This window comes from Paenibacillus peoriae, assembly GCF_022531965.1.
Classification (GTDB): Bacteria; Bacillota; Bacilli; order Paenibacillales; family Paenibacillaceae; genus Paenibacillus; species Paenibacillus polymyxa_D.
In genome coordinates this window covers 4,171,139-4,184,598 of record NZ_CP092831.1, presented here as the reverse complement: position 1 = coordinate 4,184,598, position 13,460 = coordinate 4,171,139, and the positions used below count along the sequence as shown (strand labels likewise).

General features: G+C 44.2%; 14 protein-coding genes. 9 read left to right on the top strand and 5 right to left on the bottom strand.

Translation table 11 applies throughout. The annotated features are described in order from the left end of the window. Window positions 1-141: 141 nt before the first annotated feature. From MLD56_RS18600 to MLD56_RS18585, 4 genes are all read left to right on the top strand, one after another. On the top strand, window positions 142-639 hold the full coding sequence (locus MLD56_RS18600; protein ID WP_029515638.1) for a hypothetical protein: 498 nt from the start codon (window positions 142-144) through the stop codon (window positions 637-639). A 168-nt stretch (window positions 640-807) separates the two neighbouring features. Then, window positions 808-1,518, top strand: a complete 711-nt coding sequence (locus tag MLD56_RS18595) for a response regulator transcription factor (RefSeq protein WP_029515637.1) — start codon at window positions 808-810, stop codon at window positions 1,516-1,518. A gap of 2 nt (window positions 1,519-1,520) precedes the next feature. Next, window positions 1,521-2,900, top strand: coding sequence for a HAMP domain-containing sensor histidine kinase (locus MLD56_RS18590; protein ID WP_029515636.1), 1,380 nt, complete (start codon window positions 1,521-1,523; stop codon window positions 2,898-2,900). 214 nt (window positions 2,901-3,114) lie between these two features. Then, complete coding sequence (locus MLD56_RS18585) at window positions 3,115-4,182, top strand: ABC transporter ATP-binding protein (protein WP_029515635.1); 1,068 nt, start codon at window positions 3,115-3,117, stop codon at window positions 4,180-4,182. Window positions 4,183-4,330: 148 nt separating this feature from the next. Here the strand turns inward: MLD56_RS18585 and MLD56_RS18580 are convergent, their stop codons facing one another. Further along, window positions 4,331-5,614 carry a pectate lyase family protein gene (locus tag MLD56_RS18580; RefSeq protein WP_029515634.1) on the bottom strand — a complete coding sequence of 428 codons (1,284 nt, stop codon included), beginning with the start codon at window positions 5,612-5,614 and terminating at the stop codon, window positions 4,331-4,333. 380 nt (window positions 5,615-5,994) lie between these two features. Between MLD56_RS18580 and MLD56_RS18575 the strand changes: the two genes are divergently transcribed. Continuing rightward, the gene (locus MLD56_RS18575) at window positions 5,995-6,732 is read left to right on the top strand and encodes a cyclase family protein (RefSeq protein ID WP_029515633.1); all 738 of its coding nucleotides are present in this window, start codon (window positions 5,995-5,997) and stop codon (window positions 6,730-6,732) included. Between the two features lie 161 nt (window positions 6,733-6,893). On the opposite strand, the gene MLD56_RS18570 is transcribed toward MLD56_RS18575, so the two are convergent. Beyond that, window positions 6,894-7,307, bottom strand: coding sequence for a DUF4183 domain-containing protein (locus MLD56_RS18570; protein ID WP_013311418.1), 414 nt, complete (start codon window positions 7,305-7,307; stop codon window positions 6,894-6,896). A gap of 446 nt (window positions 7,308-7,753) precedes the next feature. Between MLD56_RS18570 and MLD56_RS26020 the strand changes: the two genes are divergently transcribed. Further along, the gene (locus tag MLD56_RS26020) at window positions 7,754-8,395 is read left to right on the top strand and encodes a DUF4183 domain-containing protein (protein ID WP_080658569.1); all 642 of its coding nucleotides are present in this window, start codon (window positions 7,754-7,756) and stop codon (window positions 8,393-8,395) included. On the opposite strand, the gene MLD56_RS18555 is transcribed toward MLD56_RS26020, so the two are convergent. Further along, window positions 8,373-8,552 (bottom strand): oxidoreductase, encoded by a 180-nt coding sequence (locus tag MLD56_RS18555; RefSeq protein ID WP_238437886.1) that lies wholly within the window; start codon window positions 8,550-8,552, stop codon window positions 8,373-8,375. The two genes, MLD56_RS26020 and MLD56_RS18555, sit on opposite strands and share 23 nt — an antisense overlap. A gap of 282 nt (window positions 8,553-8,834) precedes the next feature. Between MLD56_RS18555 and MLD56_RS18550 the strand changes: the two genes are divergently transcribed. Both MLD56_RS18550 and MLD56_RS18545 read left to right on the top strand, forming a co-directional pair. Next, complete coding sequence (locus tag MLD56_RS18550; RefSeq protein ID WP_029515631.1) at window positions 8,835-9,419, top strand: TetR/AcrR family transcriptional regulator; 585 nt, start codon at window positions 8,835-8,837, stop codon at window positions 9,417-9,419. A 74-nt stretch (window positions 9,420-9,493) separates the two neighbouring features. Continuing rightward, on the top strand, window positions 9,494-10,075 hold the full coding sequence (locus MLD56_RS18545; protein WP_029515630.1) for an NAD(P)H-dependent oxidoreductase: 582 nt from the start codon (window positions 9,494-9,496) through the stop codon (window positions 10,073-10,075). A gap of 145 nt (window positions 10,076-10,220) precedes the next feature. On the opposite strand, the gene MLD56_RS18540 is transcribed toward MLD56_RS18545, so the two are convergent. Both MLD56_RS18540 and MLD56_RS18535 read right to left on the bottom strand, forming a co-directional pair. Beyond that, window positions 10,221-10,550: a hypothetical protein gene (locus MLD56_RS18540; protein ID WP_029515629.1), complete on the bottom strand. Its 330-nt coding sequence runs from the start codon at window positions 10,548-10,550 to the stop codon at window positions 10,221-10,223. Window positions 10,551-10,765: 215 nt separating this feature from the next. After that, window positions 10,766-11,959, bottom strand: coding sequence for a glycoside hydrolase family 5 protein (locus MLD56_RS18535; RefSeq protein ID WP_029515628.1), 1,194 nt, complete (start codon window positions 11,957-11,959; stop codon window positions 10,766-10,768). 378 nt (window positions 11,960-12,337) lie between these two features. Here MLD56_RS18535 and MLD56_RS18530 point away from each other — a divergent pair, with 378 nt between their 5' ends. After that, window positions 12,338-13,360, top strand: coding sequence for a substrate-binding domain-containing protein (locus MLD56_RS18530; RefSeq protein WP_029515627.1), 1,023 nt, complete (start codon window positions 12,338-12,340; stop codon window positions 13,358-13,360). The last annotated feature ends 100 nt before the right edge of the window (window positions 13,361-13,460 follow it).

Below are 13,460 nucleotides of genomic sequence, written 5' to 3'. Positions count from 1 at the left end.
AAAACTCATAGCGTGCAGACTCATGTATTTTCTAAATACAGAGCTGCACGCTTTTTCATATACTTTTCACACATTTGCTCCACAATTATGCCGAATTCTCCTGATAAGCTAAAGATACTTTAAAGGAGAGGTGATTCAATCATGAAAAAATGGACTAAAAATGCAGCAGCCGTATTGACCGTAGTAAGTGTACTGGGAGGAGCAAGCAGCGCATTCGCCGCTACAGCAACAACGACTCCAGCGAGCACTGCACCAGTAACCAAAGCTCCTGCGGTTATGACACCAGCTACCAAAACACCGGCAAAAGCACCTGTGACGAAAGCACCTGTGGTAAAAACACCGGTTAAAAAAGCTGTAACAGCTCATAAAACAACAACCAAAGCAAAGAAAGCCCCTGCCAAAAAATCCGTTGCGAAAAAAGCGGCAAGCCACAAAACAAAAGCAGTGAAAGGGCAGCACCGTACAGTTAAACATCATGCCAAAAAACATAATGTTGTTAAACACAAAGCAACAGCTCATAAAACTCGTACACATCATGTCGTAGCTAAAAAAGTGACCCACAAAACTCCAGTTAAAAAAGCAGTCCCAGCAAAAACAGCTCCAAAAGCAGCAGCCAAAGTAGTAACAACCAAGAAATAAGTTTGATGCGTAGTTAGCACTCAGCTCGCCTGGCATATACAGCAGCGATTCATGATAAGAAAGACGGGACCGGGAACGGTATACCCGTCTTTTGTCTATTCTGCTAGGCTTCTGTTAAGCTTAAAGAGAGGATGGAAGCATCCAGAACAACGGCAAGGGGTTAAGGCCATGACAAAAATAGTAGTAGTGGATGACGATGTGTTCATTCTGCAATTAATATCTGAATATTTGAAAAAAGAATCCTACGAGGTGACTTCCTTTTCCAGCGGTAAAACACTGGTAGAGCATATCCGTACGAACCGTCCGGATTGTCTCGTTCTTGATATTATGATGCCTGGTATTGATGGGCTTTCTCTACTGACTCAGCTTCGTGAGTTTACGGAAATGCCGATCATTATGATCTCTGCCCGTGGAGAAGAGAACGACCGTATTCACGGGCTGGAGCTGGGCTGCAGCGATTTTTTGACCAAGCCCTTTAATCCAAGGGAGTTGGTAGGAAGGGTCAAAGCAATGCTGAGACTGAGCAAGGCCGGAATGTCTGCATCGGACGATAGGCAAGCGGCAGAAAACGCAGATCTATGCCATGCGGGCAATCTGTATATTTTTGCTGACTTTCGTAAAGTCACAGTGGACGGACAAGAGCTGAATTTAACCTCACGTGAATTCGATCTGTTGCTGTTTCTTGCGAATCATCTGGAAAGACCTTTTGGCAGGGAACATCTGATTCAGCAGGTGTGGAGCTATGATTTTATAGGTGATGTGAGAGTCGTGGATGATCTGGTCAAACGGATTCGTAAAAAGTTAGCTGAATATCACTCTACGCTCGTCATTAACACCGTATGGGGTTTCGGATATAAAGCAACGGTTCAGGAGTTGTAATCATGCGTACGATGAGAGCTAAAATACTGCTTTCCCTGTCCATCGCCATGCTTATTACCGTCTGTATTACAGTGGTCTTATTCATCAGACTTATCGACGACATTCTGGTGAATCAAGCCAAATCCAAACTTCATGAGCAGGCACGCAAAGCCGTCCATATTATGAGTGATGGAGGCTTTGATCGACTGGATAATGCTGAATTTAACTATGTTATCAAGGGCGTGCTTTTATCTACCGATTACTTTATTTTAAGCACGGATAACCACATCATCGACTCAAGCGTTTCTGGAATGGAAGGCAAAAAGATCGAACATTTGCTTTTGATCCGCCAGGGATTTTTTGCATCGGTTCATCCGTCTGCCCAGGATCTGACCGCTACACATGAAGGGGTGGCTGTGCTTCAAGGTAAAAAGGTACTGTTTACGAATGAGGAATTGCCCGGACAACCTTTTCGTATTTTTGTATACTCACCCTTATCTTCTTTGAGAGCCCTGTATGTACCGTTAATGAGAACCACATTACTGTCTATCATCGCGGGTTTTTTAGTGATTCTCGTCATTGGTCTGATGGTGGTCTCGCGTCTGGTGCGTCCGCTCAAACGATTGAAAGAGGCGGTTGGCAACTATGAGCCGAATCAGCCGCAGGATAGTGATTTTCCACAGGCGGATAAAAGTGAGATTGGCGAGCTGATCGGCACCTTTCATTCCATGTCCGCCCGTATTCAGCAGCACCATCACGGTCAAATTGAATTTCTACAAAATGTATCTCACGAGCTAAGGACACCGTTAATGTCGATTCAAGGCTATGTATATGCCATACAGGATCAAGTGGTATCCCAGGACGAGGGACTGAGTATCATCAAAGTGCAGTCCCAGCGGTTAATTGACATGGTGGAAAAGCTGCTGCAGCTATCGAGGCTGGAGGCGCTGAATGAAGAGTGGCCTGTCTCTCTGGTTGATCTTAGAAGCATGGCGGAGGATGCTGTTCATCTATTGATGCCGGTGGCTGCTGAACGTTCTATCTCGCTCCGAGTGGAGGGAGAGGGTCTGCATGTGGCCGTTCCGGCCGAGCAATTGTTCCGCATGATATTGAATTTGCTGCAAAATGCAGTTCGGCATACCTCTACGGAGGTTGTCATTCATTTGGAGACAGGGACAACACCGGAGGTTGTATGGGTTATACATGTGGATGATGATGGGGAAGGGCTGACCGAACAAGAGGCAACCGAGGTGTTCGGAAGATTCTATGCGGGCTCGAATGGTGTCACAGGTCTTGGATTGGCTATTTGTCGTCAAATTGCTACCCGGTTGAATGGAGAACTACTCTGCACACGTTCGCCATTGGGTGGAGCACGCTTCAGCTATATCCAGCGCATGTTATAAATGAGTACAAAAATGGTTAAAAATGATCGTTTTTTCGGAGAAACATTTCATTTATCTAACATCGAATGGAAGTTTTTCGGTGATATTTGAGATATAGCTTGACTGGTAGGTACTAAACTGAGTAAAATTAATCGTATATACCTTGACTCATGGACGTCGTTTTTTTAGATAGTGGTCAATAATAGTGATGAATAATAAATGAAAGAGTGATGAGATGAACCGCCTTTTGGAAGTGAAGGACTTAACGATATCTTTCAAGACCCGCCAGGGACTAGTGCAGGCCATTCGTGGCGTAAACTTTCATGTCAATAAAGGAGAGACGCTGGCGATTGTGGGCGAATCCGGCTCAGGTAAAAGCGTAACCTCACAAGCTGTTATGAAGTTGATTCCGACCCCTCCGGGCATTTATCAAAAGGGTCAAATTATGTTTGACGGACAAGAGCTGATTAATAAAACGGAAAAGCAGATGCAAAAAATTCGTGGTAAGGAAATTGGCCTGATTTCTCAGGACCCAATGACTTCGCTTAACCCGACGATGAAAGTGGGCAAGCAGATTACGGAAGTGCTTTTCAAGCATGAAAAAATATCCAAGGATGCTGCTCGCAAGCGGGGTATTGAGTTGCTGAATCTAGTAGGTATTCCACATCCAGAACAGCGTTTTAACCAATATCCGCATGAATTTAGTGGCGGTATGCGTCAACGTGTCGTCATTGCGATGGCATTGGCTGCTAATCCGAAACTTCTGATTGCCGATGAGCCGACGACTGCGTTGGACGTAACGATTCAAGCTCAAATTTTGGAACTGATGAAAGATCTTCAGAAAAAGATTGATACTTCCATCATCTTTATTACTCATGACCTCGGTGTTGTAGCGAAGATGGCTGATCGCGTTGCCGTTATGTACGCAGGACAAATCGTGGAAACAGGTACGGTTAATGAAATTTTCTACAACCCGAAACATCCATATACATGGGGCCTTCTCGCCTCTATGCCAAGTTTGGACAGCCATGGTCAGAAGCTGGCAGCTATTCCGGGAACACCTCCGGATCTGCTTCACCCACCTGTAGGGGATGCTTTTGCAGCTCGCAGTTCTTATGCTATGAAAATTGACTTTGAGAAAGAGCCTCCACTCTTTCAATTATCCGATACGCATTTTGTGAAATCATGGTTGCTGCATCCAGATGCGCCAGCGGTTGAGCCACCAGATGCGGTAAAGGCTAAGCTTCGCAAGCTGGATAACGCATTTGAAAAGCCGGTTTTGGTAGAACAATACGGTAGTTAATGTGCGCTATAATTTGTAATTAAAAAAATGAAAAATAAAAAAAAGGGCTGTTCTCTCCGTGTGGAATCATTCTACGGAGAAAACAGCCTTTTTGGTGTAAAATCGCAGGTTGTATGCGTCTGCGGTTATTTGTGTTAACGGGCAGTGTTTACAGCTTACCAGAGCCAGCTTGGGAAGTGACTTCTGCCTTCACACTGGCGGATGGGGAAATTTTATCATTCAGCGATGGTTTCCAGCCTACAGAGGAGCTAAGACCCGCACTGGAGCCTGCATTAACAGCTTGTCCATTCAGGATTGTGCCCGTATCTGACAGGGCAGTTCCACCAAAGACAGTCACGATTTTAGCTGCAGATAAACCGGCAACGTCAATAACATTGTTTTCGGCGAAGATTTTGGAGGATTTACCTGCGCCCCATATATACAGTGAAGGATATTCGGAGCGTTTTACATCACCTGTATAGTAATTGTTGTACAGATGGACTTGTCCATACCGCACGCGTGGTGTGCGTTGTACCGTGTTTTCATAATAATTGTGATGCAGGGTTACACGTAAAGTCCCTTCATCTGCTGTTTTACTGTCGCTGTTGCCAATAATCGATGATTTATCATGATCGTAAAAATGATTGTAAGAAACCGTAACCAGATCGCCCTGGTTAATCACATCGAGAAGCCCATCATGATGCTGGTATTCTTGACCGTAAAAGGAGCCGTTTTGGCTATCTGGGTGAGATCCATCATTGAAGGTATTGTGGTCTACCCATACATGTGTGGCGCCGTTAATTGTAATGCTGTCATATTCCGAATTCCAATTGCCTGTGCTGCCGTCCGTTGGGTCCCATTGAGGAAAATAATCGTAGGCATCCTGGAACTCAATATTACGGATAATGACATTATCTGTCCCTTTTTTTAGTTGAAGGTTCGCGCCGTTAATGACGGCATTGCTACCCTGACCGACAATCGTTGTATTAGAAGGAATCTCAATGACGACACGACTGGCCTGATTTTTTTGTGAAGCCTCACGTGCCTTTTCCAATGTGCCGGACGGAGCCTTTTTACCCCAAGTGGATGGGTCATAAGCTTTGAGGTAGGCGTCAAAATCATATTTAGAGTCCTTGTAATCGTTCAATCCCAACGGCTTGTTATTGTCATCGACGTTGGCGTTGATCGTGCCTTTGACATAAATGATTTTAGGCGTACTATTGCTGTTTTTGCCCAAAGCATCGACTAATTGCTTGCGATTCGTTACGGTGAAAATATTAGAAGAAGAGGCTGCAGCTCCGCCTGTTGTGCCTGTAGAAAAGGCTGCCCAACCGTTTTTGTTACCAAGCGTTTCTTTACCAATATCGCTGGCTGCATGAGCAGGTGAACCAAGAGGGGACAGGGTAGTGAATAGCAGAGCTGCTGCAATTCCGAGTGAAAATCTCTTTTTCATAAAATACCTCCGTATATTGGATGAATAGAGTAGACAAACGAAGGGAGTCCCGGGTGCTCCTGTGGTTTCTACATTTTCTATCATACTTCGTGTTCCAGTATTTGTTAATATAATAAAAGTTACATACTAAAATTTTTGTCGAATTTTTTATATAATTCAATAGACCCCTACTTTTTCCAATCAAGACGTATATGTAATAATGAAAACGTTAACAATCACACGGAATAGGAAATGTATATATGAATATATGGAATTGTTTTTGTGTTTTTTCTCAAAATGTTAACGATTTCAATCTATACATTCTGGAAGGTCGATTTATAGATTTTTGCAGAATCCTCAGGTAAAATGGCTTGTAATAAAGCTGAGGAGGAATGGGCATCATGGCAGAGCATTTAGCAGATATCTTGAAGTTGTTGAAGCAAAAAGAGTGGGTAGATTTGTCCCACGCTTTTTATCCTGAAATCCCTCATTTTCCAGTATTCGATAATGTTCAGGTGGATACCCTGTTTACCCACGACGATGGCTTTTTTGTAAAACAATACTGCTTTCCAGGTCAGTATGGGACTCACATTGACGCACCCGTTCATTTTGTGAAGGGCAAACGTTACTTGCATGAGCTTTCATTGAAGGAGCTGGTTTTGCCGCTCGTTGTCATTGACCGTTCAGCAGCCGTTGCAGCTAATTCTGACTATGAACTTACGGTTGCGGATATTTTGGACTTTGAGAAAGAGCATGGACGCATTGCTGATCAGTCCTTTGTCGCTTTTCGCAGTGATTGGAGCAAACGTTGGCCTGATTCAGATGCCTTCTCGAACAAGGATGACGCCGGAGATGCACACTGTCCGGGCTGGTCGCTAGAGGCGCTACGCTTTTTGGTAGAAGAACGGAATGTGGCTGCCATTGGACATGAAACGCTAGATACGGATTCTTCTGTAGCTTATCGCAAAGCTGGCAAGCTGGTAGGGGAATATTACATATTGGAGCAGGATCGGTATCAAGTTGAGATGCTGACAAATTTGGACAAGTTGCCCCCGACGGGCGCGGTCATATATAATATCGTTCCGAGCATTCAAGATTCCCCCGGATTTCCAGTGCGCTCCTTTGCTATTTTGCCTTAATCATACAGTACCCAGTCATTTGAAAACGATTGTATATTCATCTTGAGCTTAAAAGACCGATTCAGATATCGACATCTGAATCGGTCTTTTCTAGCTTATACGGGGTAATGTACAGTGTGAATGACCGTTCAGTCCATCTTGAATCAAAAGGATGAAACGTCTTAAGTGATAATTGTTACGGTAGGGGCAGAGATGGTGGGCTGAGTTGATATGGTGGAGGTTGTGCCGCTAAAATCAGATATTTCTATGACAGCGGGGACACCTGGTGTAATATCTACAGAGGCAATGACCAGACTTGCCGTGGTCAGGGTGAATAAGGAACTCTGCTGAATAACTCCATTAATATAATAATTAGCAGAATCAGTAGCCGTTAATGTTGGTAAAGCAACTACTGGAGCGTCGGCGTCATCTACGAAGCTTGCAGCAGGAATAGTTGTTGTTGTTGCTCCGATCATCCCGGCTGTAATTGTTGCAAAAAAACGAGTCACGGCTGGGGTTACAGTCGTGCTTATGGCACCACCAGTTGCTACGGGAGCAGTAGCTACTGCTGTGTACACAGGTTTTATGATGGGCATAGTTTTCATCTCCTTTCTTTACTGGTATGAGCCATTCGGTGGCTCTTAATCAATAAATGATTTCTCAACCTATTCGGAAACGGCATATTAACCTTTCTATTAATAATAGGGTGAATGGAGAAGGCCTATTTTGCTACAAATACAGATGGAAGCGAATACTTGGAATCGGCATCCTACAAATGCCTAAAACCCTAAAGAGGGATATGCATACAATACATAAATAAGCATGTGAGAAGGAGGTGTATACGACTGGTATGAGGAGACGCGATTCATCACTAAGAAGGCAAGGAAAAAGAACCGTACATTGCAAGATCAACAAACGTAAAAAGTGTAAAACAAGTTATTCACTCAAAGGTAGAACAAAAACGGGGTTCCATGCCAAAAAGCATCCAAAGCTAATCATGCAACGGAGATGTAGAAATACTCCTACCAAGCGGAGGCGGAGAATGGGCAAGACGGGAAAGCCGGGTGTTCCAGGTTCGGCAGGAGCACAGGGTATTCCTGGTTTGACAGGGAAGCAAGGCGAAGCCGGGTTAACAGGGGTACAAGGTATTCCAGGTTTAGCAGGAGCACAAGGCATACCGGGAACTGCGGGAACACCGGGAGTCCAAGGAATACCAGGAATACAGGGTCCAGCAGGAACACGGGGAGCGCCAGGTCCGGCTGGCGTCCAAGGTAGTTCAGGTGCAACAGGTGCACCCGGCCCTACTGGAGCACAGGGCATAGCGGGCCCAACCGGAGCCCAAGGAATAACAGGCCCAACCGGTCCGGCAGCTGACATTTCAAATATTGAAATTATACCCATAGCCGAGCGATATTTTTATTTTGCACCTGCTACAATTGAGTCTTCAATCACGATTATGGCGGATCAATTTTCTGTAGATGGTGTACAGGAGCCCTTTCAGCGGTTTAATGTCGGAAGCAACAGTTATGCCAATCTATACATTAATGGAATGATACAAGAAAGCACATTGTATAGACTGACACCTGAATCGCTGACGATTCGCCTTAACGAAGGGGAGGCAATTTCCTCCGGCACACCTATTATTGTGGAAATTGTTCAATTTAGTGTGCGAGCCAGTGGATGATACTGTTCGCGGTGAGGCAACCCAGAGGCAGATACAGCTGTTTTTGGGGCAACGAGCCTTTGCGTCCGACATGCCAAAGCTGAAGACCGGCCTTGGAGCTTTGGTTATGGATGGCGTGCACGACTTTTTGCAGCGGGGAAATGTGCTCGTCGCTCATATGCCAAGACTGCCTGAGTCTTTTCCCTGCTGGGTGACTGCATGCACCTTAAGCATAATGAGTCCCGCCTGCCCGAGCGCCCGTTTTATTCGATTACATATCTATTTTATATGAATAAAATGTGGCGATACACGTATCATTAATTGTATTTATGATCATTCACTTATAAAAACATGGTATTTAGGTTTAATACAATATATTTCAAATGAAAGTATGAAGATAGAATGAGCCTGCATAAAAATATAATTTGCATTTTAGTTAGTTATCACTTACTATAATTTTATGAACAAGAAAACACATATAGACAGCAAAAAGAAAGATATTCTGCAGGCAGCGATGTGCTTATTTGCAACCAAAGGAATTGACGGGATTTCAGTCAAAGAAATTGGAGAGGCTGCCGGTGTGACGGATGCCGCGATTTATAAGCATTTTAAGAGCAAAGATGCGATGGCCTTGGAAGTATTTGGGCAGTATTGCAATAGCTACACCACCTTAATTGACTTCTATCGCAAGCAGAGTGGGAACTTCGTTAGTCGTTTCCATCAACTGGTGGATGAAGTGCTGAATATGCATGATGAGGACCAGTATGGTTTGCTTCTACTATCCCAGCATCATGAGCTGTATGTTGAAGCAAGCCAGAGCCAGAATGTGCGTCAGCCGCTGGAGGCGTTGACTGAATTCATCGAACAGGGGATTCAACAAGGTGAACTGCCGAAGCAGGATGCTCAGCTATCCGGTGTGCTCATCATTGGAGCTATTACACGCTTGTCCGTATCCAGCCTGGAAGGTGAACTTCCACAGCAGTTGGTTCCATTTGCAACAGAGGTCAAACAACGTTTAACAGCTTTATTAAGTAAAGGTCAATAGTGACCTTTTCTTTTTAAATATAAAGTTAGTGTTTTCTAACTAAAATCATAATGTGAAGATAGGAAGTGGCTTATATGTCTAAAAAAATATTGGTGATTCAAGGGAATCCAGTCGCTGGCAGTTATGGAGAAGCGTTGGCTCAATCCTATGTAAAAGGAGCGAAGGCTGCAGGAGCAGAGGTTCGTTTGTTGCAGTTATCCGCGTTGGATTTTAACCCAAATCTATTAGGTGGATATCGTAATAAATTGCCGCTGGAACCTGATTTGATCCAAGCACAGGAGTCGATTAAATGGGCAGAACATCTTGTTTTTGTCTTTCCAATCTGGTGGGGCAGCTTGCCTGCATTAATGAAAGGCTTCATTGACCGTACCATTATGCCGGGGTTTGCGTTTAAGTATCAAAAAGGAAAATCCTTGCCTGACAAGCTTCTAAAAGGAAGAACAGCTCGCCTCATTACAACGATGGACGGTCCGCACTGGTACTACCGATTTTTCCAGGGACAGCCTGGGCATCGGATGATGAAGGATTCCACGCTGCATCTATGTGGTGTCAAACCAGTGCGTTCTACGACCATTGATCTTATGAATAAGTTATCGGATCAGCAGCGCAACGATTGGCTGAGCAAGGTGGAGCAGCTAGGTCGAAGCATGAGCTAGGTGTTCCCCTGACCCAAACCCATTGGCCTACAGGTAAACCGTAGCGGTATCTGAGCATAATCGACCTGCGAGAAGGAAAAAGACCGCAATGGGAGCAACTAGCTCGCATTGCGGTGTTCGGAATAGCTTATGTTTGCAATCAACGTTAAATAAATATCGATGCAACGATTAAAATAAATCCGATCGCTAGACCGGCAGGGCCCCAATAATGCATAGGGATAAAAAATAGACTGTGCTGGGTTCCCATTCGATAGCGTTGTCCCGTTTCCATATCAACTAGCACTTTGTCCGAGTCGGAGTTGAGTGCTTTCCCCAAATACCAGATAATAACTCCCGACACAATGAACACAAAAGCCATTGGCAGCCGGGAATCTATGGAGTCAAGCCCTAGAGCGGATACTAAACTACCGACAATAACAAATAAAATCCCTGGAATAATAATATTTAAAATACCAAAACCCTTCCAAATAATCACATGAATACTTCCTTTCTAAATTAAAATCCAACATATGTATTTATCGGTTGAAAGAGAGATTTAGTTTACAAAATGACCCATTCAATGGGGAATTTACAATGTGTAAAACTGGAAGAACAAAAAAAGCCGTTTCTCCACATCTTCATAGCCCAGCATAATCTGGCCTGAAGGAGGAAAATCGGCTTTTTTAATTAAGTGAAGTTGAAGGCCTGTGCCTATTCGGCTGCTGCTTCCGCTTGCTGGGCTACGGAAACAACAGGCTTCATAATTCGACCCAGCATATCTTGCTTCGGACGATTCCAGGTAGTCCAGTCATCCAGCAGCAGACCGCCTGTGTCGCCGCTATTCGGATTCAGGGACCAGTACGTAAAGTACAGGTTGTTGGCACCAATATAGTCTACGAGTGCATTTTGCCATTTCCCCTCAGGAGTAGACAAATCAACATTACGACCGCCGAATTCACCGACCAGTACCGGAGCTATGTTTTGCTTGCTGATGTAGCCCCAGGTTTGATCCCAGATCGCAGGCAGGTTGGACGGGAAGGCCGGGTCGTTGAACCATGGCTGCGAAGACACACCGGGGCCGTAATCGTGTGGAGAATATACGACACGGTTCGGTACGTCCAGAACGACAGGATAGTTGGCTACACCTGTCAGGTTGCCACCCCACCAGTATTGGCTATTGTTGCCTTGTACATTGTGGTCTACACCTTCTACGAGAATCAGCCAATTCGGATTCACGGACAGAATCGCATTCCCTGCACGTTGTGCCGCCAGACGCCAGTCTGTGGAGGCATTGCCTGTACCCCAGCTTGCTTGACCGTGTGGCTCGTTGTGCAAATCCGCACCAATGACGGTGGGGTTGTTTTTATAACGGTCAGCCAACATTTTCCAGTCACTAATCCAGCGAGACTCAGGGTACTGGGATGTGTACCACAGCTCGGATTGCCCGCCTGAGCCTGGACGGTGACGGTCAAGGATAATCTGAATACCGCGTTGTCCAGCTTTTTCGATCAGCTTGTCCATAATTTGAATCGGGTTTAACCCGACTAGATCAGGGTTTTTGTGATAATCAATACTGTCTGGACGGGAACTGGAATCGAACAACTGATTGCTGTAAGGCAGACGAATCAGATTGTAGCCTTCTTTCTTCACCTGATCCAGCATGTCGTCCATTGAGCGGCTCCACAGTCCATGCAAGGTGTAATTAGGAGTTTCCAGACCGAACCAGTTCAGGCCGTTAAATGCCGCTTCTTTCCCGGATTCGTCTACAATCTTGTTTCCTTGGGTGTGATAATATCCTTTCACACTGGCTGCATCTGCAGAAGCTGGTGTATAGCCATACAGTGTGAAGCCCATTACGAGGGAGGCAATGACGAAAAATGTTTTTTTTAATCCTTTTTTCTTCATAATTCTGCTTCCTCCTTTATTTAAAATAATTTGTAATCGATTACATTTTTATTTTATGTTCAAATCTTCCATCAAACAAGTTCATAAAATTCGTGTATTTCTAAGATTTCGTTCGAAATCAATAGATTTATAACAACGGATTATCAAGCTAAGTAGGAAAGTTCCTCTTGTAAAAGATTCGTGAAGGAGTTTCCACCCCGTATTTTTGGCCGCGCTTGTATATGAGGTAGAGGCACGCTCTAACTCTTCATTTATTATATTTTCCTGCTGTAAAAGAAGGTATATAATAAAGTGAAATTCACTTTACATACAGGTTGCAGAATATATATATTTGAAAATTAACATGCCTGACATGCAGAAAAAGAAAGGAGGGTAATTATGGTAACAACGATGAAGGAAGTTGCAGAACGTGCCGGGGTGTCGAAGAGTACAGTTTCGCAGTTTCTGCAAAAGAGATACAACTATATGAGTGAAAACACCAAGAAGAAGATCGAGCAAGCGATTGAGGATCTCAGTTATATACCCAATGAGGTGGCACGTAGTCTCAAGCAGAAGAAGACCTTCATTGTGGGGGTTATTTCTTCAACCATTTTATCGAGATTTACAACAGAAGTCGTGCGTGCCATTGAAGATGAATGCCAACTGGAAAATGTCCAGGTCATTGTCTGCAATACCGATGATGATTCGCTAAAAGAGAAAAAGTATGTCCAGTCGATGATTGCTCGGCAAGTGGATGGACTTATCATTTTCCCGACGGAAGAGAACAAGAAATTATATGTTTCCCTTGTCAAAAATGGCTATCCCTTCGTGTTTGTGGACCGAAAAATCGATGAACTCAGCGTAGATACGGTGCTACTGAATAATGAAAAGGCCAGCGAGCTTGCGGTTGAAGCACTCATTGAGCATGGTCATAACAACATTGGGATTATCACGTTCCCCTTAGGCAAAAAAGCGATCACCACACGAAGTGAGCGACTGTCAGGTTACCGAAATACGCTGGGTAAACATGACATACCCGTGAATGAAAACTATATCAAAAGCGGCAGGTTGGATGAAATGCCTAATCTGATTGGACAACTATTCCACATGGAGAACCCGCCCACCGCAATCATTGCTACGAATGACATGATTTTGGAGCAGGTGCTGATCTTTGCCAAAAATAATCATCTGACCATACCTAATGACTTTTCCTTGATTGGCATAGATGATGTATCCTTTGCGTCTTTTTATAATCCGCCGATCACAACCGTTTCCCAGCCGAGTTTTGAAATGGGGAAAAGGAGTGCCAGGCTACTGCTGGAGAAAATTGATCAAAAAGAACAGGATCATGAGGAGCTGTCAGAAATCATCCGTATGAATCCGGTCATCAACCACAGAGAATCGGTCCTAAAGCTGAACTGAATGTTTGAATAAGTCCTTTTCTTTTTTTTTTGAAAACGTTTTTATGAATTCTATTGTAAAAAGAAAATAAAGAGCTATAATGATCTTATGATTCGAGTCA